We start from the raw sequence: 21,627 nt of genomic DNA on the forward strand, positions 1-21,627 counted from the left end.
GGCGAGGTGACTATCACTCCCCCCCTGCAAGCGGCTCAAAGCGCCTCAACTCGGTGAGGCGGTAGCCGGAATAGCTCCCGATCATGATGATCGCGGCGAGCACCACCAGCAACAGCTCAGGAAAGGAGTAGGTCAGGTGACCGACGACCCTGTTTTGCATGACAAGGTAGACCATGGACGCGGAAAAAAGGCTGCCGCCGCCCTGGATAAAGACATCTTTGGGCCCCTCCTCCTCCCAGAGGACAGACATGCGCTCGATGGTCCATGAGATGATGATCATGGGGAAAAAGGTCACCATCAGCCCCGCCTCGAACCCCATGCGGATGCTGGCGACACTCACCCCCACATAAATGAGGATGACAAAGACCAGGACCGCGGAAATCCTGGGGACAAGGAGCAGGTTCAGGCTGGAGAGGTAAGACCGAAGGATCAGGCCGATACCCACAATGATGACAAAAAGGGAGAGCCCCACCAGCAAATGGACCTGGAGAAAAACCAGGGCGATGAGGATCGGCATAAACGTCCCCAAGGTTTCAATCCCCACAAGGTTTCGGAGGATGACGATGACAAGGGCGCCGATGGGAATGAGAAGCAAAAGCTTGAAGACGTTCTGCTGGGCAATGGGGAGGCTGTAAATAGAAAAATCGATGAGCACATGACCGGTGTATTTGCCATGCTGCACAGCAGCCTTCTGGGCGGCGATCTCATCGGCGATAACGGAAAACGAGATGTCTCCGCCGCTTCCCCCGATGATCTCAAGGATAGACTCCCCGTTCTGCTGCCATGCCAGGAATGCATCCCTGTTTTCCAGCTCTGCCGTTCGCGGGTTGAACAGCTTGAACCCGGAGCCATCCTCTATTTCGATATAGCTTTTCAGCTTCTGTTTGGGCTTTTCCTCGTCAAGGTTGAGCCCTTTCACCATGCGGGCTTTGACCCCGGCTCTGGCCATCAGCCCACAGGCAAGGGGCACAACGCCCCCATAGGTATCGGCGTCGGTAAGGAGCAGTGAGGCGTTGTTGTTCATGGGGTCATTAAAGGCCTTTAAAATCGCCCTGGCCACAGCTTCACCGGAGGTGTTTTCACTTTGAGCGGCAAAGACGATACCGTCGGCGGCCAGCTCATGGGGCTCTTTGAAAACTGGTGCCTCAGGGTATGTAACCTTCCCGCGGGGCGTTGCTTCACCGCCGCTGCGACGGTAGGTGGTGGACCTCAAAAACATTTTCTGGGGCCCATGCCTGTCTTCCGCTTTCCAGACAGTCCGGCCCCCTTTTTTCGAAACCACATACCCGGGTGATGGATTCTCCAGCACAGCCATGGTGTCGCTTCGATCGGGCCTGTTCACCGAGACCTCCACCGGGCCACCGTCGGCCACAAAGGAGATCGTTGCCTCAACGGTCCAGGCCCTCTGTTTTTCACCCGGTAAAAAAGGAAACCCCAGTTTCTATGTTTGTATACGGCTGCCCCCACACCCACAACAATAAGCACAACAACAATGGCGATGATCTGAATCCGCTCTTTCATTTTAATTCTCACTCATGGGGCTGGTTACATTCTTGCGGTTCACATCAACGACAAACTCACCCTGAAGATAATTTCGGCCGATGAGAACCTGGTACGAAAAGTCCGATCGATCGGTCAGGGAAAATTCATGATCAAAAGCAACTCCGCCCATCATGGTCTTAATCCACCACCACGGGGGCGTAGTCCGAGGGACTCACCCGCATGACTGATGATGTTGACGCGCCGCAACACGCCGGGCACTGCAGGGGTACTTTCTCACCGCTGCGCCTGTCGGCCACCACAAAGCGCACCCATTTTTTTCCGTCACGCTCAAAGGGTTCGATCTCCGTGGCATCAATGGAAGAGGTGGTGGCCCCGGTGTCGATGCGTGCCGGCATGGTCACCCCGGACGGAACCAGGGTCACCGGCTCCACTTCTCCGATGATGCGAAGGCCGGAAAGGAGGTCAACGGCTGGGGCCTCCTGCGGTGTCAGAACAGGCGTCTTCGGTACCGACTTCTTGACCACAGACCTCTTGACCGGGGGCTCGTCAACTGATTTTTCAGGTGGATTCACTTCGGGAGAGACATCCGGTTCAGCCTCAGGTTCGGGCTCAGGGCTGACAACGGGCTCAATCACGGGTTTTATCACAGGTGCCACGGGCGGGCTGACCGTTGTGCATGAATAAAAAAATACCGGCATGAACAGAATGAAAAACACGCTTCGCCACGACAAGGGCATTTGATCCATTTTAATCCTCATAACCTTGGTACAACCAGTTCCTGTACAGATGCCCCCCACAATGATCCATCCGAAACGACGTAACCTTTCAAGGAACGATAATACACTGTTGTTCAGAGCCCACCACACCGAGGCCTCACGTCTAATTAAGCGGCTACACACCGAAATCAGCACTGACCTAAATGCCCCCGGCGATCATTATTGTCAAGGAACAATTGGCAAATCCCCCCCACGCAACCGCGTCTGCAGTGGAATAGCAACCCTTCCCACGCCCGCATGGGGGATAAAAAAAACACGCGGCGCGTCCCATGGAACACCCGGTGCTCATTTCCCGGTGCCCCTGCACCAAAAACCATCACAAACCCGCCTTTTCTCAACCCCTGGATCACTCTCAACAATACTTCCCCATTTACCGCTTAAAAAAACCATAGCATGTAAAAGTTACCAATGTTCCCTCTTGACACCAACTCTATATTATCATGATTCTAAACGGCTTTCCGGTAAGGCCCTATTCCCCGGATCGCATACAAATGGTGTAAAGGCACAAGGGACCAAGGCACGTTGATAGACAAACAAGGAACCCGCGGTATGCTTTTAAAACTGCAGAAACAGATACAGTATTACGCCGAAACCATCTCAACGGTGACGGGGCTTGACGTGGATGTTGTGGACACCGACCTGATTCGCATTGCTGGAACGGGAAGGTGCGCCAAAGGAATCGGCGAGAGCATCAAAAACGCGGGCAACCTGCTCAAGACCACCCTTAAAGGGAGCAAGCCCCTTTTTATCGTCAACCCCAGAGAGAGTGAAATCTGCAAAGGCTGCCAGACCAAAGCCGACTGCCATGAACTCCTGTCTGTGTGTGCCCCCATTTCCGACGGCAAGACCACCTTCGGAGCCATCGACCTCATCTGTTTTTCCCAGGAAGCCCGGGAGCGGGTCCTGAGCCAGCGAGCCATCTATTTAAATTTTCTTTCCCTTCTTGCCATCAGCATCGCGGCCCGCGTCAATGAGCGCCAAGAGTTTGAAGACATCAGCGACCTGCTGGACATCATGAGCCAGGTGGTTAACACCAACAACAAGGGCACCCTGATCTACGACGCCAAAGGGGCCATCGTCTACCATAACGAACGAGCAAGGGAAATCCTGCACAAGACCCTGCCTTCGCAATTTGAGAATTTTTCCATCACCCCCACGGGGTGCACCTTCTCCGACCTGAACGAATACACCGTGGAACAGGAAAACAGGCAACAGCTCATCGTGGGCAAGTACGTGGAGCCCAAGTCCGCCGCCAGCCGGTTTTCAAAGGTCTTTGTTTTCGACACCATCCAGTCGGTCATATCCCACAGCCCCCAGGGATCCGCCCCCAGCTTCGACAGCAGCCTGGACAACATCATCGGTCAATCCCCGCTCCTGCTCCAGTTGAAAGAGCAGATCACGGCCACGGGCAACACCCGCTCCTCGGTGCTCATCACAGGGGAGAGCGGCACTGGCAAAGAGCTTGTGGCCCGGGCCATCCATGCCATCGGGGACAGGGCCGACGCCCCGTTTATCGCCATCAACTGCGGGGCCATCCCGGACACCCTGCTGGAAAGCGAGCTCTTCGGCTACGTGGGAGGCGCCTTTACCGGGGCCTTGAGCAAGGGGCAGATCGGCAAATTCGAGCTGGCCGAAGGGGGGGTGCTCTTTTTGGACGAAATCGGCTCCATGCCCCTGTACCTTCAAGTGAAGCTCCTTCGGGTCCTCCAGGAGCGAACCATCACCCGCCTCGGGGCCACCCGCCCCGTCTCCGTGGATATCCGCGTCATCGCCGCCTGCAACGACAACCTCCAGGAACTCATGGCCCAGAACATGTTCCGAAGCGACCTCTATTACCGCTTAAATGTCATCCCCCTGCACACGCCCCCTCTGCGCCAGCGCCTCGGGGACCTGGACCTGCTCGTGGACCACTTTATCAACAAATACTGCACCCTCTTCGGCAAAAAGCGGTTTACCCTGCCCACCCCCATCGTCCAGAAGATGAGGGACTATGACTGGCCCGGCAACATCCGTGAGCTGGAGAACACCATCGAATACCTGGTCAACATGGTCTCGGACCAGGGGGAGATCAACCAGTCCACCCTCCACGCCGGTTTTTTGCAAAATGAGAATCTTTCTCCTAAAGCGCCCCCTGAACCCGATCCCCAGCAGCCCGTCATCCCCTTGAAAACCCTTGAGCACCAGGCCATTATGCGTGCCCTGGCCTATTACGGGGACACCACAAAAGGGAAAAAGCAGGCGGCCAAGGCCCTGGGGGTCAGCCTGGCGACACTCTACCGAAAAATAGAGAAATAGGCGCGTTGCTCCACAACGATTCGCAAGATGAGAAACTTCTCAGATTGCGAATCATACCCGGCCCGTCAAAAGGGCGTCCAATTTCGTTTAACCGATTGAAAACGCAAAACATCTCCTTCAAAAGCCTGATTTGGCATACTCTCTGCAATACTTCCTTGCCGTTCACAATCAAGCTTACCAAAAAGGAGAAACACGTTGTCGAAAGTCGATATCAAGTTTAACGAGAATCCAAAGGCTCCCGACGCCGGAGCCGATGTCTCCATATTAAGCCGGGAGATCGCAGAGAAGGTGCGCAGGTTCCACAGCACCTTTGACACATATGCCCCCACCCCCCTTGCACGACTCACCCACCTCGCCGACCACCTTTGTTTAGGGGAAATCCTGGTCAAGGATGAATCCTACCGGTTCAACTTAAACGCATTCAAAGTCCTGGGCGGCACCTACGCCGTGGGCAAGCTCCTCGCCCAGAAGCTGGGCAAAGAAATCGACGAGGTCAGCTGCAACGAGCTGCGCTCCGAAGAGACCCGCAAAGCCGTGGGCGACATCACCTTTGCCTCCACCACCGACGGCAACCACGGAAGAGGACTGGCCTGGGCCGCCCAGCAGTTCGACCAGAAAGCCATCATCTACATGCCCAAGGGGTCCGACCCCATCCGGCGGGACAACATCCGCGCCCTGGGCGCCGAGTGCACCATCTCCGAGCTCTACTACGACGACTGCGTGCGCATGGCCTGGGACACGGCCCAGAAAAACGGCTGGCTCACTGTCCAGGACACCTCCTGGGAAGGCTACGAAGAGATCCCCACCTCCATCATGCAGGGATACACCACCCTGGCCCTGGAAGCCCTGGAACAGATGCAGGCCATGGGCGTCAACCGCCCCACCCACGTGCTGCTCCAGGCAGGGGTAGGCTGCTTTGCCGGGGCCATGCTGGGCTTTTTCATGTCCGTGTTCGGAAAAGACGCCCCCACCTTCATCATCGTGGAACCCGAGGCAGCCAACTGCTTTTACGTCTCCGCCTGCGAAAACGACGGCACCCCCCACGCTGTGACCGGTTCCCTTGCCACCCTCATGGCGGGCCTTGCCTGCGGCGAGCCCAACATCACCAGCTGGGAGATGCTGCGCGACTACCCCCTGGCCTACGCCTCCTGCTCCGACGACATCGCCGCCAAAGGCATGCGCATCCTGGGCGCTCCCATGAAGGGCTACTTCCAGGCCGCGACCTCTGGAGAGCGGCTGTCCGGTGCCGCCACCACAGGGTTCCTGCAGTGGGTGATGCAAGAGGAAGAGGGCCGGGAAGCACGTGAAAAACTGGGCCTTACCAAAGACGCAAAGGTCCTTTGTATCAACACCGAAGGAGATACCTCGCCTGAGACCTACCGCGACGTGGTGTGGTTCGGACGAGACAACTAATCCACCAGAGTGATTTTAGGATAGAAACGATGAGCATACTCGAATCTGGATTCACCGCTGAAGAGTTTGAAACGCGTACCGCCCGCATGCAGAAAGTCATGCAGGAGAAAAAGCTGGACGCCGTCTTTCTCACCACCGAGGCCAACGTCCGCTACTTCACCGGTTTTTACACCCAATTCTGGGAGAGCCCCACCCGGCCCTGGTTTCTGGTCATTCCCCTTACGGGAAAACCCGTTGCCGTGATCCCCGGCATCGGCGAAAGCGGCATGCGCAGCACCTGGCTGGACCACGTCCTCACCTGGTCCTCCCCCAACCCCGAGGACGACGGCATCTCCCTGGTGGCAGGTGTCGTCAACTCCCTGCCCACACGCTTCGGCCGCATCGGCGCGACCCTTGGCCAGGAGCTTGACCGCATGCCCACGGCGGATTACCTGAAGCTGGCCTCCCTGGATCAGCGGAAAAGAGTTTGTGGATATTGCCCTGAACGGGATCACCACCTGCGCGCCATCAAGTCCCCGGCGGAGATTGCCAAGATCAAAAGGGCCTGCGAGATCGCCGGCCACGGCTTCGACATGCTCCCCACCCACGCCAAAATCGGCCAGACCGAGCAGGAGATCTGTCGCCAGATGCGGATCAACATGCTCAACCACGGCGCCGAATTCGTCAAATACCTCATCTCCGGCTCCGGCCCCGACGGCTACGACAGCATCATCATGGGCCCCACCCCCCGCCGCATTGAAGAGGGTGACGTGCTGATCATCGATGTGGGGGCGGTGCACGACGGGTATTTCTCGGACTTTGACCGCAACTTTGCCTTCGGCCATTGCAGCGACGAGACCGAGCGCCTACGACTGCGTGTATGAAGCAACGGAAGCCGGCCTGAAGGTGGCCCGTCCCGGAGCCACCACCACGGATATCTACAACGCCATGTGGAGCGTCATGGAAGAAGGCGGCGCCCTGGGCAGTGGCGTGGGACGCCTCGGCCACGGCCTCGGCAGCCAGCTGACGGAGTGGCCATCCAACACGGCCACGGACAACACCACGCTGGAAGCGGGCATGGTCATCACCCTGGAACCCGGCATGGTCTATGCCCCGGGCAAGGAGATGGTGCACGAAGAGAACATTGTGATCACGGAAAATGGCGCCGAACTGCTCTCCCCCAGGGCCGCCGAACACATGGTGATTATAAAATAGGAATCGTGATGTCTGATATGTATGAAAAAATCGTGTCCCGCACCGAGGACTATGCCCGGGACATCTGTGAGTTCGCCTGTGAACTCATCAAGACCGAAAGCCTCTCCGGCAACGAGCAAAGGGTTGCCGCCCTCGTTGAGGGCAAGATGCGGGAGCTGGGCTTTGATGAGGTCACCGTGGACCCCATGGGCAACGTCCGCGGCTCCGTGGGAACCGGCAACACCCTCATCGCAGCGGACGGGCACATGGACACGGTGGGGTGCAATAAACCGCGACCAGTGGTCGCGCCCACCCTTTTCCGGTGACCAGGACGACACCTGCCTCTACGGTCGCGGGGCCTCGGACATGAAAGCGGCCATCGCGTCCATGGTCTACGCGGGAGGTCTGGGACCTCTCCCTGACCGTCGTCACCTACATGGTCTGCGCCACGGTGCAGGAAGAGCCCTGCGAGGGGCTGGCATGGGAATACCTCATCGAAAACGAAGGGGTGTCCCCCGACGTTGTCATCATTGCAGAGCCCAGCGACGACCGGATCTCCTTTGCCCAGAAGGGCCGCATGGAGCTCAAGATCTCCGTCACAGGCAAAAGCGCCCATGCCTCCGCCCCCCACATGGGGGACAACGCCATCTACGCCATGGCAAAGATCGTGTCCGAACTGGAGGCACTGAGCACCAACCTCACCATCGAAGACGAAGACCTGGGCAAAGGCACCCTGGTGGTCTCGGAGATGATCTCCGGAGCGCCGTCCCGCTCCTCCGTGGCGGATTACTGCGAACTGACCATCGACCGGCGGCTGACATGGGGGGAGTCTCCCCAGTATGCCCTGGAGCAGGTGCAGCAGCTGCCTTCGGTTCAGGCGGCCCGGGCAACCGTTGAGTTCCACACCTTTGAAGAGCCGTCCTACACGGGGCTTGTTCCCTGCAAAGAGTGCACCTTCCCCGCCTGGAAAATCGAAAAAGACCACGTGGTCACCCGCAGCACGGTCAAGGCCTACGAGGGGCTGTTCAACACACCGCCCACGCTGACAACCTGGCCGTTTTCCACCAACGGGGTCGCCATCATGGGCAAGCACGGCATCCCCGTCATCGGCTACGGACCGGGTGTGATCGCGGCATGCCACGTGCCCGACGAATACGTGGAAAAAAAGCAGGTGCTGCGTGCCACCATGATGTACGCCGCCATGTGCGCAACCTACGCAGCCGAGTGCAATAAGGAGGGCGTATCCCATGCTCAGCCAGTCTGATTACGAAGCAAGCGAACTCTTTCTGGACCATACCAAGGCTCCCCGGCCGGACAAGGTGCATATCGGGCTGGTGCAGCTTTCAACGGACCATTCCATTGAAAGGGACCTGAACATGCTGGTGGGCTCGTCTGCCATGGTCTTCAGCAACCGGGTCTACTACTCAAGCTCCATGACCAAAGAGGCCCTGGCTGAGATTTCCCGGGGCATCACCCAGTCTGCCGAGCTCATCGCAACCGGGCTTCCCATGGACGTCATGGCCTTCGGCTGCACCTCGGCCTCCATTGTCATCGGCAATGACAAAATCCGGGAGCTGCTCACCGCAAACAACCCGGGGATCCCCGCAACAAACCCGTGGGCCGGAGCCCTTGCCGCCTTCAAGCACCTGAAGGCCAAGCGGGTCTCCATCTTTTCGCCCTACCCCACGGAGGTGAACTACCCGCTCTATCAGCAGCTTGAAGCAGAAGGCCTTGAAGTGCCCACTATCGGGGCGCTGCGCATCGAAAAAGACACCGACATCACCACGGTCTCCTTTGACTCGATGCTGGAAGGAGCCAGGCGCATCCTGGCCCAGGCCCCCACGGACGCCCTGTTTATGTCCTGCACCAATTTGCGCGCATTAGAGCACATTGAAGAGATTGAGGCTGAAGTTGGAGTTCCCGTTGTCACAAGCACCCAGGCCATGTTCTGGCATGCCATGACCCTTGCGGGAAAACAGCCCGAAATAAAAGGATTCGGACAGTTGCTGGCAGGTTAAAGCAATGAGGCTTTGACTGCCGTACAATCTGTTTTTGGTAAAGATACCATGTGTAACGTACCCGAGGGGAATGGGGTAAAGAGGAGAATGCATGAAACTTTTTTGGAAACTTGATGACCTCATTGCACTGATTACGGAGTGGGTCCTGGCCAGCGGCGTTTTGTTCATGGCCGGCCTCCTCATATGCAATGTCGTCTCCCGCAAGCTGTTTATGAAAAGCATGGCGTCGGCCGACGAGCTCGGCGGGTCGCTGCTTATTCTCGTGACATTCAGCGGCATCGGCTATGCCGCCCGCAAGGGACGCCACATCCGCATGACGGCGATTTTCGACACGCTGTCCCCCAAAATTAAAAAAGCTCTGATGATCTTCATCTCGTTTGTGACCATGGCCACGTACATCTACGTCTGCTCCATCGCTCTCGACTACATCGAGTACACCAAGATGCTGGGCAAGGTGACCTCCGCCCTTGAAATGCCGGACTGGATTCGCGCTGCCGTCGTTCCCGTAGGGTTCGGCCTCGGGGCCATTCAGTACCTGATGAACATCATCATCAACATCAAAGAACCCGAGCTCTACGTGGGAACGGAAAAGCCCGAGGGGGAGGACACAGAATGCTGATTCTTTTTGGTTTAATGCTTCTCTTGCTGCTCATGGGATTCCCCATGATGATGACCATGCTTCTTTCCACCATTGTCTATATCAGCCTGTACACGCCCATGGTTCAGCCCTTCATCATCGTTCAGCAGATGATCCTGGGCGTTCAGGCACCGGTGCTCATGGCCATCCCCATGTTCATCCTCGCCGCCGATATCATGTGCAAGGGGCAGACATCGGAACGCCTGCTCGATTTTGTGGAAAGCCTGGTAGGTCACCTCAGCGGCGGCCTGGCCTCCACCACATCCATCACCTGCGCCCTGTTCGGCGCGGTGTCCGGCTCCACCCAGGCAACGGTTGTGGCCGTTGGGTCTCCGGTTCGGCAAAAACTCCTGGACAGGGGATACAGCGACAGCGAAGCCCTGGCGCTGATCATCAACTCCAGTAACCTGGCCTACCTCATTCCCCCCAGCCTGGGGATGATCGTTTACGGGGTGGCAAGCGGCGCTTCCATCGGCGAGTTGTTCATCGCAGGCATCGGTCCCGCCGTTGTGATCATCGCCCTTTTTGCCGCGTACAACGTGTTCTACGCAAAGCGCAACAACATCCCCCGCCTGCCCAAGGCATCCGCCGCAGAGCGCCTGGCAGCCACCAGACGCTGCATCCTGCCCTTCGGCTTTCCCGTCATCATCATGGGCGGCATCTACTCGGGTATCTTCAGCCCCACGGAAGCAGCGGCCGCCAGCGTCCTGTACGCCGCCTTTGTGGAGATGATCATCTACAAATCCGTCAAAATGAAAGACCTCTACGAGATCGCCCTTTCCACCGGCGTGCTCACCACCGTCGTGTTCATCCTTGTGGCAGTGGGCCAGTGCTTCTCCTGGGTCATCTCCTACGACCGTATCCCCCAGATGCTCACCCAGGGCCTCCTCGGGGAGTCGGCCTCTGTCTTCCTCATCCTGCTCACCGTCAACATCGTCTTCTTTGTCGGGTGCATGTTTGTGGAGGCCGTGGTCGTCATCCTGATCCTGACCCCCATCTTTGCCCCCATCGCCCATGCCGCAGGCATCAACCTGGTGCACCTGGGTGTCCTGATTACCCTGCAGGTCGCCATCGGCTCCGGCACGCCGCCTTTCGGCACAAGTATCTTCACCTGCTGTGCCATCTTCGACAAACCGTACCTTGAAGTCATTCGAAACGAAGGGCCGTATATCGCCATCCTGCTCTTTGCCTGTTTCCTGATTTCCGCGTTTCCCGAAATTTCATTGTTCCTGGGAGGGTTGATGAAGTAATTCATCAATTTGAAATAATAGATCATTTACTTAGGAGTGAGAGATGAAAAAGTTTTGTACGCTTGGTTTGATGCTGTTGATTGTGTTTGCCGGTGCGCTTCCCGCATCTGCCAAACGAGGAACCTACACCTTTAAGATTACCCACGAAGAGTACGCAGACACCGTACCGGACAAATACGCAAAGGAGTTTGCCCGCCGCGTAACGGAAAAAAGTGACGGCCGGATCACGTTTGAGATTTTCCAGGTGGGCCAGCTCGGCGTCGGCGTGGATCTGGTGGAACACCTGCTCACCGGCTCCACCCAGATGGCCATCGTCAGCCCCGGCAACGTCTCCACCATCGTGCCCGAAGGCCAGATGTTCGCCCTGCACTTCCTGCTGCCCTCCAGCGTGGAAAAAGCCTACGAGTTCCTGGCCAAAAGCCAGGTGGTCAAAAAGGACCTCGCCGGTGCCTACGCTGAAAAAAGCCTGCGCCTCATGGACCTGTGGCCCCTGGGCGCAAGCGACTGGCTGAGCGACAAAAAGATCATGGGCCCCGCGGACTTCAAAGGCCTGCCCTTCCGTACCATGGACACCCCGCTCATCATCAAAAACTACGAAGCCTACAACGCCAACCCCACGCCGGTCTCCTACACCGACGTGTACAGCGCCCTTCAGCTGAACATGGTGGACGGCGTGGAAAACCCCCTGGGCGCCCTGGTGGACATGAAATGGTACGAAGTCCAGAAGTACCTCATCATGTCCAACCACATCATGTACCTCGAAGGCGTGTTCATGAACGACCGCTTCTTCAAGTCCCTGCCCAAGGACCTGCAGAAGATCCTCACCGAAACCGTCGCCGAGATGCGTGACTACGCCTACGACCTCCAGAAGGAAGCCAACGAAAAAGCAGCCGAGGTCCTGGCCAAGCACACCGAACGCGTGGACCTGACCCCTGAGCAGCATGAAGCCTTCCGCAAAGCAGCCCTGCCCGTCCGCGACTACTACAAAAAAGCGCTGAGCAAGCGCTGCGCAGCCATGCTGGAAAAACTCGAAAAAGAGCTGGCTGAGTTCGAATAACCCCCACTCCATGTAAACCAGCCGGGGTATGCCATCATACCCCGGCTTCGCCACCCATTCCGCCGAAAACTGCCAAGTGAACGATGCCTTCTATGGTTAAAGTGCATTGAAAAACCTGCCTCCGGCGGCGAGGTGAGCCACCTCGAAAGCTTATTGCCATTGCGCTTTGCCCTTCGTTCCTCAGGGCAAAGCGCAATGGCCTTCGGCTCGGGCTGCGCCCGACATGAACGCTGATGGTTTATGCGGGCTGGATCGCAAGCTTCGACGTTACAGGAGACGTTGTCACCACTTGCCCAGTGTTGATTTAACCGCACGGCCTCCGGCGGCAAGGTGGGGGCACCTTGAAACCCTATGGCGAATGCATGAAGGCAGCCATTCTGCCTGAGTTTTTTCTCGCTCCCAGGCTCTGCCTGGGAGTGTCCCACCGCCTACCGCGACACCTCCCGCAGCGCCTCCCTGAAATACGACTGGGCTGTCTTCTCCGTAAAGGTGGGGACCTTGTCCTGGAGCTGGACCAGGGAGATCTTGTTGACGATCTCCCGCTTGCCCGTGCTGACGGGGATGACGGTTCCCTGCCGAAGCTGGTCCCGGACGGCGTTTCGGGTCACCACGCCCAGGCCCATGTCGCTTTCGATGGCCGAGCGCACGGCCTGGACGCTGTCCACGGTGAGGACCACGTTGGGTCTCACCGACTGTTTGCCGAAGTGGTGCCGGAACCAGCCGTTAAGGGCCTGATGGCTGCGCTCGTAAGAGATAAAATCCTGGGAGAGGATGTGGTCTGGAGAGAGGTTCTCCTTGAGGCGGGTGTGGAAATAGACCGCCGAACAGGCCAGGATCACCTCCTCATCGATGATCGGCTCCACATGATAGGTCCCCAGATCCGCCACGTATTTCCTCTGGCTTGCAAAGAGATCCACCATGGCAAAATCGAGCTCCCCGCCCTTGACCATGGCAAGGAGCCTCTCCGAATTGCCCAGGGTCAGGGAAAAGGTCACCTCTCCGTATTGCTTCCGAAATGACGCCATCACCTTCGGGAAAAAGGCCTTGCCAAACTCCACGGGTGCCCCGATGCGCAAAAGCCCGGACGGCTCATCCTTCCCGTTTTGAAAAAGCGTCAACCCCGCCTGCAACTCCCCTAAGAACGGCTTGAGGATCGCAAACAGCCTGTCTGCCTCCACCGTGGGCACAAGCCGTTTGTGCATCCGCGTAAAGAGCCGCACCCTGATCTCCTGCTCCAGCTTTTTCAGATGCTGGCTCACGGCCGACGGGGTGACGTTGAGCTCCTTTGCCGCCCCCCCGATGCTTTGCCTGCTGTAGATGCAATAAAACACCTTGAGTCGGTTGAAATCGATATCGTTTAGCATAACTTAACCTATGGTTTAATTCGTTTAAGTTTACTTGATTATGCATGTGGGGTAATTTGTCAATTGAAAAACGGCGAACACTTAGGCTAAAACCGATGCGTGCACTTTCCCGCCTCAAAGGGAAACCTACGGCAATAACGATTCACCACGCTTACACGGGATGTTCATATGGATACGACACGCTGGAATATCGAGACAAAGGCAGTTCAATGCGGGTTTACTCCCAAAAACGGAGAGCCCCGCGTCACCCCCATCGTACAGAGCACCACCTACAAGTACGACACGTGCAAAGAGATCGCAGACCTCTTCGACCTCAAGGTCCCCGGGCACATGTACTCACGCATCAGCAACCCCACGGTGGAAGTCCTTGAAAACAAAATGGCGGCCCTGGAAGGCGGCGTGGGGGCCCTGGCCCTCTCATCGGGCCAGTCCGCGTCCACGGTGTCCATCCTCAATATCTGTGAAGCGGGCGACCACTTCGTGGCCCTGTCCACCCTTTACGGCGGCACCTTCAACCTCTTCAAGCACACCCTGAAGAAAATGGGCGTCGACATGACCTTTGTGGACCCCGCCGCCCCTGTGGATGAGATCAAAAAAGCCTTCAAGCCCAACACCAAGCTGCTCTTCGGCGAGTCCTTGTCCAACCCGGGCACCCAGGTCCTGGACTTCGACAAGTTCGCCGCCATCGCCAAGGCTATGGGCGTCCCCTTCATCATCAACGCCTTCCCCACGCAGCTCCTGTGCCGCCCCCTGGAGCACGGGGCAGACATCGTGATCCACTCCACCACCAAGTACACCGACGGCCACGCCACCAGCGTGGGGGGCATCATCGTGGACGGGGGCTCCTTTGACTGGAACAACGGCAAGTTCCCCGGCCTCACCGAACCCGACGAATCCTACCACGGCCTCAGCTACACCGAGACCTTCGGCAACCAGGCCTATATCGTCAAGGCGCGGGTCCAGTGGATCCGGGACCTGGGGTGCTACATGTCCCCCCAGAACGCCTTTCTCACCAACAAGGGCCTGGAGACCCTCCACCTGCGCATGGAACGCCACAGCAGCAACGCCCTGGCCCTGGCCGAATTCCTGGAAAGCCACCCGTCCGTTGAGTGGGTCAAGTACCCCCTTCTTAAAAGCGACCCCAACCACGACCTCTGCAAAAAGTACATGAAAGCGGGCAGCGGGGTCCTCACCTTCGGTCCCAAAGGGGGCAGAGACGCCGCAGAGCGCCTCATGAACAGCCTTCAGCTGGCCGAGATCGTGGTCCACGTGGCCGATGTCCGCACCGGTGTCCTGCACCCCGCCAGCATGACCCACCGCCAACTCAGCGACGAAGACCAGATCAAGGCCGGGGTCCTGCCGGAGTTGATCCGTATCACCGTGGGCATCGAGCACATCGACGACATCATCGCCGACTTCTCCCAGGCTTTGGACAGCATGGGTTAAAAGGAATGCCTCCGGCGGCAAGGTGAGCCACCTTGAAAGCAGGTTACCGCCGGGCTTTGCCCCTCGTTCCTCGGGTCAAATCCCAGCGGTATTCCGGCCACCGATGGCTTTCGGGGTTATGTCGTCGAAACGGACACATTAAACGAAAAGCATCTTTAATTAGTTGGGAACAGTGCATGTTTATCTTTGATCAACCCTACATCTCCGATGTGGCCGAGAACTACCTCATCGAGTCCCAGGCCCCTCTCCTTGACAACGAGTTTGCCCTGAAGTGCGTCTCCCCGTCAGCCAACCATATCTCCGATGCCGAGGCCGTCAAAGAGCTGGAGCGCGATAACTTCCGCTGGCTCTACAGCAACAGCGAGAATGCCATCGGGTGGATCGTCGAGACCTTTGGCGCGGACTCGGAGCTGGCCCTGAAGATCGACCTGTTCAAGAACAAATTCAAGTTCCGGGAGAAGACGGCGGCCCTGTTCCCGGACATCGCCTTTTTCAAGCTTGCGGCAGATGAGATCGCGGACTTCACCTTTGAGCGCGTGGGTGCCCCCTTTATCATCAAGCCCATGGTGGGGTTCATCAGCGCGGGGGTCCACAGGGTAAACACCGCCGACGAGTGGGAAACGGTCCGGGCACGGCTTCTGGAAGAGACAAAGGAAACGGCCAACGCCTTTCCCGAAGAGGTGATCAGCAGCGCCTTTTTCATTGTGGAGTCCGTCATCGAAGGGGACGAGTACGCAGTGGACGCCTACTTTGACGACGACAACAAACCGGTGGTGCTCAACATCCTAAAGCACCGGTTCAGCGGCGAGCAGGACATGAGCGACCGCCTCTACATCACCTCCGCTAAGATCATCTCATCGCGCCTTTCCGCCATCGAGGGCTTTCTCTCGGACCTGGCAGAGCTCGGAGACTTCAGGGGCCTGCCTGTCCACACCGAGATCCGCATCGATGAAAACGATTGCATCCGCCCCATTGAGGTGAACCCCCTGCGTTTTGCCGGGTGGTGCTCCACGGACATTGCCTCCTACGCATACGGCATCAACGTCTATGACTATTTTGCCCAGAAGAGAAAACCCGACTGGGACGCGGTGCTCCGCGCGGCAGGAGACGACACCTTTGCCATGGCGGTCATCGAGCGCCCCACCCCCCTGCGGGACGACCAGGACTTTGATTACCGACAGCTGGCCGAGGGGCTGAGCACCATCCTGTGCCTGCGCAAAATGGATTACCGCACCTTTCCCATGTTTGCCTTTCTCTTTTTCAGTGTCACAAAGGAGACCGAACACGAGCTCGACGCCATGCTTGCCCTCAACCCCGAAGCGTTTGTTGTGGACGTTGAGCAGGCGGGATAAAAAAAGCCGCACAGGTGTGCGGCGCTCCTTGGAACGGCCGTGACTGAGTGGCACGAAAATAAAAAAACACCATGGGCGACATGTTGCAATGTACCCATAACCATCGAAGGACGCGATGAAAACCGATCTTTACCCCGACTCCGTGGGCTTTGTGGAAAAACAGTTCTTCACCTTTGGTGACGCAGGCGATTCCCTGCCCCTGGAGGCAGGCGCCCACGCTGACCAATCATCGCCTGCCGACCTACGGAAAACTGAACGATGCCCGGGACAACGCCATTCTCATCACCCACGCCCTCACCGGGGACTCCCATGCGGCGGGGTATTACGATGCCACGGACCGAAAGCCCGGCTGGTGGGAGAGTATGGTGGGGCCGGGCAAGGGCATCGACACCACCAAGTACTTTGTCATCTGCTCCAACGTGCTGGGGGGCTGCATGGGCTCCACCGGCCCCTCCTCGGAAAACCCTGAAACAGGCAAAGCCTACGGACTGGACTTTGAGGTCGTCACCATCGCGGATATGGTCAACGCCCAGAAGCGCCTCCTGGACCACCTGGGGATCGAGCAGCTCGTCTCGGTCATCGGCGGCTCCGTGGGAGGGATGCAGGTGCTCCAGTGGTGCCACGCCTACCCCCACATGATGCGCTCGGCCGTGGCCCTTGCCACCACCCTGCGACATTCGGCCCTTGCCATCTCCTTCAATGAAGTGGCCCGCCAGGCCATCATGAACGACCCGAACTGGAACAACGGGGCCTACTACGACGGCCCAAGCCCGGACACCGGGCTGTCCCTTGCACGCATGGTGGGCCACATCACCTACCTCTCGGACGAGGCCATGCACAGAAAATTCGGGCGACGCCTTCAGGACCCGGAGACCCACGCCTCGGCCTTTGAGGCCCCCTTCAAGGTGGAGAGCTACCTCCACTACCAGGGCGCACGGTTCGTGGAACGCTTCGACGCCAACTCCCTGATGTACATCACCAAGGCCGCGGACTACTTCGACCTGGAATCCGCCTTGTCCGCACCGGTCTCCGGCACCAAGGCCAAATGCCTTGTGGTCTCCTTCAGCTCGGACTGGCTCTACCCGACCTACCAGTCCAAGGCCATTGTCAAGGCCCTCAAAAAACGGGGCAACGACGTCAGCTTCTGCGAGCTGGAGTCCACCGCAGGCCACGATGCCTTTCTCCTGCCCAACGACAGGCTCTCCCGCATGATTCGCGGCTTTTTAAAGGGGGTGTCCCATGACGGATAGCCAGGTTCCCATTCGATACGACCTTCAAATCATCGCGTCATGGATTCCTTCGGGATCCAAGGTCCTGGGGCTGGGATGCGGCGAGGGGGATCTGCTGCACTTCCTGAAGCAGCATAAAAATGTCTCGGAGACAGGCATCGAGATCGTTGAATCTAAAGTATCGGCCTGCATTGAAAAGGGCCTCTCCGTGATCCAGGGGGACATCAGCACCGAGCTCAGCGACTACCCGGACGAAAGCTTCGACTGCGTGGTCCTCAGCCAGACCATCCAGCAGACCTTCGACCCGGTCTCCCTCCTTGCCGAGATCATGCGGGTGGGCAAAACCGCGGTGGTGAGCTTTCCCAACTTCAGCCACTGGAAGGTCCGGACGCAGTTCCTCTTCTCAGGCCACGCCCCCAAGACCGAGGTCCTGCCCTACTCCTGGTACGACACGCCCAACATCCGTGTTCTCTCCCTGCGGGATTTCAAACACCTCGGCCAGGAAGCCGGTTTTGAGATCATCAACGAAATGGCCATCAAGACCTATTCGGCGGACCGATACGGAAAGACCATCACCTTCCTGCCCAACCTGCGGGCAACCTACGGGCTGTTTCTGATCACAAAGGCTTAAGACACACAAAAAAACGCCGCACAAACGTGCGGCGTTCCACAAAAAGGTTCCTCCCGCGCCCCATGGCACGGCAGCGCCTACTTCACCACCACCCTCACCACATTGCCCGGAAGCAGGGTTTCATCGCTTTCCACGGCCACATGAAAATAGACCGCGCTCACCAGCTTGGGCAGCTTCTCCCTCAGGACCTCCGGCACCCGGAGTTCCACGTTCCCCATGGCCGTCAGCGTTCCGGCAACGGATTCACGCTTTCCGTCCACGTACAAAAGGATCTCTTTATCGTCGGTGAGCATCCAGGCTTTGTCCGGTGCCACATAGACGTCCACCCACAGCCCGTTGAGGGAAGCGCAGGATAAGATGGGTTCTCCGCCTCCCACCAGGGAACCGGCGGAGACCTTCACCTCTGTGATGATGGCATCAAAGGGGGCCTTAAACCCCGCGGAGCCGTACAGTTGGCGCAGATGGTCCCGATAGGCCCTTGCACGCTCGATTTCGGAGAGAAGGTCGTCCACATCCGAGTCTTCCTGAATACCGCTTCGATTGAGGGTGGACATTCTGGCCCGGTAGTTTTTTTCCGCCTCGGCTTCTGCGATGCGGTTGGATTCCACCACATGGGTGTAGTGGTCCCGGGCCAGGATATATTCGTGGTAACGAAGCTCTTTCTCGGTTTTCGCCGCCCGGACCTGGCTCAGGGTGGTGGCATCCAGCCGGTAGAGTTTTTCCAGGTTTTCGTGGCGCTCTTTTTTGGATTCATACGGGTTTGGGTCGTATCGGAAGACGGGCTTCGGAGAGCATGCGTTCCCGGGCGAGGGCGCTGCCCTGCTGTTCCAGGTCGAGGAACCGGAGCTTGTTTTGCAAAGGGGCGGCATAGTCCCGCAGATCCCCCGACTCCCCGGCAATAAGATCGTATGTGGAAAGCTTGGACTCCAGGACGGCCTCGGCCTGCCTGATTCGATTTACACCCTCCACGGAGTATTGTGTGAAGAGCACATCCCCTTTTTTGACGATGTCCCCCTTGGAGACAAAAAGCTGCTGGATCTCGGTGGTCACATCCGCTGTAAGTTCCAGGGTCTCACCCGTGACCATCCCGTAGGTATACAGGGTGTTCCGGTTGTAAAGCATGATGCCGCCACCCACCAGTATCGCCACACACAACACGGTCAGCACCACCTTGCGCACAGGGGCTTTCCTTCTCTTGTGCTCCCGCATCCGGGGTTGGGCCGGTGAGACCGGCTCCTGGGATTCACCGCCTTTCCTGAACGATATTTTCATCTTACTCCTCCCCCCCTTCAAAAATCTGCTTTAAAGCTGAGTAGTCGTGGAACGAGAGCCCTCGATACCCGGGGTTTTCCATCCATTGGCGCGATAAATCCTGTTCAACCCGGTCCCACCCGGCTCTGTCCAGGGGATACAGGGTATCCGAAGGCGGTGCTTTGCCGGAAAACTCCAGGCCGATCTCTAGGGGTCCGGCCGCCTCTTCAAAGACCTTGGCCACCACCCGGCTTGTGGTTTCCGGTGCGTTGAAATAGGCCATCACCGTGATGCCGTCGGTGAGGCGCGCGGCCTGCCGCATCAGGGGCCGGTGCGCCTCCTGGGTAAACCACTTGACGGGCCCGTCCACCCACAGGGGCATGTCACCCGTCATGCGGCTCTTCGCCTTTTTCAGGAGCCGGAGAAAAGAGACGTTCAGCTCCTCCCTGAGGGCGGGATCTGTCTCCCACCCCGGCACGGAATGGGGCTCCAAATCGATCTTTATGCCGGAAATTTTGGGTTCGAACCCGCTTCTGGAGGCGTTAAAGCTGTTGATGCGATCCACGCCCCGGCCCAGCGCCAGCGCCCCGTACGGCGCTGTGAGCCACTCGGGCTCTCCCAGCAGCGCCCACACCTCGATCTTCGCTTGTGCGCACGCGTTTAAAAAGAGGATAAACCGCTCCCGGTCCATCATCTCCGTAAGGAGCCGGGAATCAGAATACAGGTAAGCGTAAACCCGGTTGACACCAGCTTCTTTTGCCGTGGTCACAAAGGCATCCCGGCTGCCCTTTGTCTCCATGGCGGCCCGGGTCTCCCACAGCCAGACAGAAGCTGTCCGCCCCTCCACCTTCAGGTCGGAGTAAGCCCACAGGTTGTCGGCCAGGAGCCTGGATCGCCCGGTCTCCCGCCAGACGTTGACGTACCGGATCCCCAGGTCCCTTTCCACCCGGGCCTTCCTGGCCACAGCACTCAGGTACTCCTGCTCGGCGGTGATCACGGCCAGGGGATCGTAGGCATCGGCATCCCCCGGGGTGTCAATGGCCTCGTAGAGCCGTGCCACCCGCACTTGTTCCAGGGCATACCGCGTGTCCAAGGCCTTGGCCCGGCTGTCGTCCTGTGAGGCCTTGAAATCCATGAGGGCCTCGTCCAGACCCTGGCGAACCCTTCCCGCCACCAGGCCCAGCTCAATGCCCAGGGCATCCTTGACATGGCGCCAGTACGCGGTGTGGAGCCTGGCGGCCTTGCCGTGGGCTGTGGAGATGCCGCCGCTGAAGGTCAGGTTGATGATATCGGTCACCGCGTTGGACGTGCTCTTGCCGGTGTACTCGTACTCCGCCGCCACATTGAGAATGCCCCGTACCTCGGGCCCGGCCGCCTCCAGGAACCGCGCCTTTTTCAGCTCGGCGTTAACGCCACGAACCTGGGGGTGGTTCAGGACCGCCAGCTCCCTCAGCACTGCGGCCTCTTCAAACTCGGCCTCCCTCAGGTGAAAGGCGTCCGGGGCCAAGGAGACCTGAACCTCCCGGGCAAGCCCGCAAAGCTGCTTGAGGCGGTTCATCAAGAACTCGCGTCGGCGCCGTGTGTGGGCCTTCTCCGAGGCGGCCGCTACCATAATTTTCTCTGCCGCCATGTGTTGCAGCCTTAGGGTGCCCCCCACGGTATCCAGGGTTTCGTAATAAGCCTGGCGCTGTCCGTACACTTCCAGAAGCGACTCCTGCACGGCCTCCAGCTCATCAAGGTAGGCCACTTCAAAGCAGAGCTTCACCGCCTCGGCCACCCGTTCGTTGACCTCGTTGTCCAGACGGCTCCGGGCCGCCTCAGCCGTCAGCTGGGCCGCCCGCCAGAGTTCCCTGTTTCGCCGGATATCGAGCAGGGGTTGAAACAGCCCGAGGAGCCCGTCGATGAGGGTCTGGGAAAAGAAACTGGTCTGATCGTTGAAGAGCCCGGCCTGGGACACCGTGCCCAGCTCAAAGTAAAAAGAGGGATAGTTGGGCAGGGTGGCAATGCCCACCTCCACAAGAGAAGCGGCCAGCTCTGCCCGCCTCAGGCTCACCTCGGGGTTCTGTGCCGTCACAAGGGCGGCTATCTCCCGGACCCCGAGGGTCTCCGGAACCCGGACCACAACCGGAGAAGCGGTGCCGTCCACATAGCGGCTGCGCAGGATGTAGCGGCTGTGCTCCCCGGTTTCTGCCTCAAGACGGCGGTAATCCGCCACCTCTCCGGTAACGGGGT

General features: G+C 58.5%; 19 protein-coding genes and 1 pseudogene. 13 read left to right on the top strand and 7 right to left on the bottom strand.

Annotation, left to right across the window (positions count from 1 at the left end; translation table 11 throughout):
- Positions 1-13: 13 nt before the first annotated feature.
- From ACOYW1_RS20250 to ACOYW1_RS20260, 3 genes are all read right to left on the bottom strand, one after another.
- Entirely contained in the window at positions 14-1,438 is a 1,425-nt protein-coding gene (locus ACOYW1_RS20250; protein ID WP_482423781.1) for an inactive transglutaminase family protein, read from the bottom strand.
- Positions 1,439-1,522: 84 nt separating this feature from the next.
- Positions 1,523-1,675 (bottom strand): putative ATP-dependent zinc protease, encoded by a 153-nt coding sequence (locus ACOYW1_RS20255; RefSeq protein ID WP_482419479.1) that lies wholly within the window; start codon positions 1,673-1,675, stop codon positions 1,523-1,525.
- A 4-nt stretch (positions 1,676-1,679) separates the two neighbouring features.
- A complete protein-coding gene (locus ACOYW1_RS20260; RefSeq protein ID WP_482419480.1) occupies positions 1,680-2,138 on the bottom strand; it encodes a putative ATP-dependent zinc protease in 459 nt (152 codons plus the stop codon).
- A 690-nt stretch (positions 2,139-2,828) separates the two neighbouring features.
- Here ACOYW1_RS20260 and ACOYW1_RS20265 point away from each other — a divergent pair.
- The 9 genes and pseudogenes from ACOYW1_RS20265 (at position 2,829) to dctP (ending at position 12,122) form a co-directional block, all read left to right on the top strand.
- Positions 2,829-4,574, top strand: coding sequence for a sigma-54 interaction domain-containing protein (locus ACOYW1_RS20265; RefSeq protein ID WP_482419481.1), 1,746 nt, complete (start codon positions 2,829-2,831; stop codon positions 4,572-4,574).
- Positions 4,575-4,769: 195 nt separating this feature from the next.
- Positions 4,770-5,987 (top strand): diaminopropionate ammonia-lyase, encoded by a 1,218-nt coding sequence (dpaL, locus tag ACOYW1_RS20270; protein ID WP_482419482.1) that lies wholly within the window; start codon positions 4,770-4,772, stop codon positions 5,985-5,987.
- A gap of 86 nt (positions 5,988-6,073) precedes the next feature.
- A pseudogene (locus ACOYW1_RS20275) lies at positions 6,074-7,181 on the top strand (M24 family metallopeptidase).
- Between the two features lie 8 nt (positions 7,182-7,189).
- Entirely contained in the window at positions 7,190-7,486 is a 297-nt protein-coding gene (locus ACOYW1_RS20280) for a hypothetical protein (RefSeq protein WP_482419483.1), read from the top strand.
- Positions 7,487-7,578: 92 nt separating this feature from the next.
- Positions 7,579-8,424: a YgeY family selenium metabolism-linked hydrolase gene (locus ACOYW1_RS20285; RefSeq protein WP_482423782.1), complete on the top strand. Its 846-nt coding sequence runs from the start codon at positions 7,579-7,581 to the stop codon at positions 8,422-8,424.
- A complete protein-coding gene (locus ACOYW1_RS20290) occupies positions 8,408-9,178 on the top strand; it encodes a maleate cis-trans isomerase family protein (RefSeq protein ID WP_482419484.1) in 771 nt (256 codons plus the stop codon). Before ACOYW1_RS20285 ends, ACOYW1_RS20290 begins: the two co-directional genes overlap by 17 nt.
- 91 nt (positions 9,179-9,269) lie before the next feature.
- On the top strand, positions 9,270-9,797 hold the full coding sequence (locus ACOYW1_RS20295) for a TRAP transporter small permease (RefSeq protein WP_180140178.1): 528 nt from the start codon (positions 9,270-9,272) through the stop codon (positions 9,795-9,797).
- A complete protein-coding gene (locus ACOYW1_RS20300; RefSeq protein WP_482419485.1) occupies positions 9,791-11,065 on the top strand; it encodes a TRAP transporter large permease in 1,275 nt (424 codons plus the stop codon). The genes ACOYW1_RS20295 and ACOYW1_RS20300 overlap by 7 nt, the downstream gene beginning before the upstream one ends.
- A gap of 43 nt (positions 11,066-11,108) precedes the next feature.
- Entirely contained in the window at positions 11,109-12,122 is a 1,014-nt protein-coding gene (dctP, locus tag ACOYW1_RS20305; protein WP_482417554.1) for a TRAP transporter substrate-binding protein DctP, read from the top strand.
- 428 nt (positions 12,123-12,550) lie between these two features.
- Here dctP and ACOYW1_RS20310 read toward each other — a convergent pair whose 3' ends face one another.
- Positions 12,551-13,486, bottom strand: coding sequence for a LysR family transcriptional regulator (locus ACOYW1_RS20310; RefSeq protein WP_482417555.1), 936 nt, complete (start codon positions 13,484-13,486; stop codon positions 12,551-12,553).
- A 168-nt stretch (positions 13,487-13,654) separates the two neighbouring features.
- On the opposite strand from ACOYW1_RS20310, the gene ACOYW1_RS20315 reads away from it, so the two are divergent.
- The 4 genes from ACOYW1_RS20315 to metW all read left to right on the top strand — a co-directional run bounded on the left by ACOYW1_RS20315 (position 13,655) and on the right by metW (position 18,144).
- On the top strand, positions 13,655-14,932 hold the full coding sequence (locus ACOYW1_RS20315) for an O-acetylhomoserine aminocarboxypropyltransferase/cysteine synthase family protein (protein ID WP_482419486.1): 1,278 nt from the start codon (positions 13,655-13,657) through the stop codon (positions 14,930-14,932).
- Positions 14,933-15,108: 176 nt separating this feature from the next.
- The gene (locus ACOYW1_RS20320; RefSeq protein WP_482419487.1) at positions 15,109-16,284 is read left to right on the top strand and encodes an ATP-grasp domain-containing protein; all 1,176 of its coding nucleotides are present in this window, start codon (positions 15,109-15,111) and stop codon (positions 16,282-16,284) included.
- 176 nt (positions 16,285-16,460) lie between these two features.
- On the top strand, positions 16,461-17,534 hold the full coding sequence (gene metX / locus ACOYW1_RS20325; RefSeq protein ID WP_482419488.1) for a homoserine O-acetyltransferase MetX: 1,074 nt from the start codon (positions 16,461-16,463) through the stop codon (positions 17,532-17,534).
- Entirely contained in the window at positions 17,524-18,144 is a 621-nt protein-coding gene (metW, locus tag ACOYW1_RS20330) for a methionine biosynthesis protein MetW (protein WP_482419489.1), read from the top strand. Before metX ends, metW begins: the two co-directional genes overlap by 11 nt.
- Positions 18,145-18,221: 77 nt before the next feature.
- On the opposite strand, the gene ACOYW1_RS20335 is transcribed toward metW, so the two are convergent.
- The 3 genes from ACOYW1_RS20335 to ACOYW1_RS20345 are packed head-to-tail and all read right to left on the bottom strand — an operon-like array spanning position 18,222 to position 21,610.
- Entirely contained in the window at positions 18,222-19,013 is a 792-nt protein-coding gene (locus tag ACOYW1_RS20335; protein ID WP_482419490.1) for an efflux RND transporter periplasmic adaptor subunit, read from the bottom strand.
- On the bottom strand, positions 18,895-19,416 hold the full coding sequence (locus tag ACOYW1_RS20340; protein WP_482419491.1) for an HlyD family secretion protein: 522 nt from the start codon (positions 19,414-19,416) through the stop codon (positions 18,895-18,897). The genes ACOYW1_RS20335 and ACOYW1_RS20340 overlap by 119 nt, the downstream gene beginning before the upstream one ends.
- Before the next feature lies 1 nt (position 19,417).
- Positions 19,418-21,610: a TolC family protein gene (locus ACOYW1_RS20345; protein WP_482419492.1), complete on the bottom strand. Its 2,193-nt coding sequence runs from the start codon at positions 21,608-21,610 to the stop codon at positions 19,418-19,420.
- Positions 21,611-21,627: the final 17 nt, after the last annotated feature.

This window comes from Desulfoluna sp. CYM3A, from assembly GCF_056829965.1.

Bases quoted from the DNA above. Each gene is read 5' to 3' on its own strand.
- ACOYW1_RS20340 (WP_482419491.1), bottom strand. From the start codon at position 19,416: ATGAAAATATCGTTCAGGAAAGGCGGTGAATCCCAGGAGCCGGTCTCA.
- ACOYW1_RS20315 (WP_482419486.1), top strand. From the start codon at position 13,655: ATGGATACGACACGCTGGAATATCGAGACAAAGGCAGTTCAATGCGGG.
- ACOYW1_RS20255 (WP_482419479.1), bottom strand. From the start codon at position 1,675: ATGATGGGCGGAGTTGCTTTTGATCATGAATTTTCCCTGACCGATCGA.
- ACOYW1_RS20310 (WP_482417555.1), bottom strand. From the start codon at position 13,486: ATGCTAAACGATATCGATTTCAACCGACTCAAGGTGTTTTATTGCATC.
- ACOYW1_RS20280 (WP_482419483.1), top strand. From the start codon at position 7,190: ATGTCTGATATGTATGAAAAAATCGTGTCCCGCACCGAGGACTATGCC.
- ACOYW1_RS20300 (WP_482419485.1), top strand. From the start codon at position 9,791: ATGCTGATTCTTTTTGGTTTAATGCTTCTCTTGCTGCTCATGGGATTC.
- ACOYW1_RS20320 (WP_482419487.1), top strand. From the start codon at position 15,109: ATGTTTATCTTTGATCAACCCTACATCTCCGATGTGGCCGAGAACTAC.
- metW (WP_482419489.1), top strand. From the start codon at position 17,524: ATGACGGATAGCCAGGTTCCCATTCGATACGACCTTCAAATCATCGCG.
- ACOYW1_RS20265 (WP_482419481.1), top strand. From the start codon at position 2,829: ATGCTTTTAAAACTGCAGAAACAGATACAGTATTACGCCGAAACCATC.
- ACOYW1_RS20290 (WP_482419484.1), top strand. From the start codon at position 8,408: ATGCTCAGCCAGTCTGATTACGAAGCAAGCGAACTCTTTCTGGACCAT.
- ACOYW1_RS20335 (WP_482419490.1), bottom strand. From the start codon at position 19,013: ATGCCGCCCCTTTGCAAAACAAGCTCCGGTTCCTCGACCTGGAACAGC.
- dctP (WP_482417554.1), top strand. From the start codon at position 11,109: ATGAAAAAGTTTTGTACGCTTGGTTTGATGCTGTTGATTGTGTTTGCC.
- ACOYW1_RS20295 (WP_180140178.1), top strand. From the start codon at position 9,270: ATGAAACTTTTTTGGAAACTTGATGACCTCATTGCACTGATTACGGAG.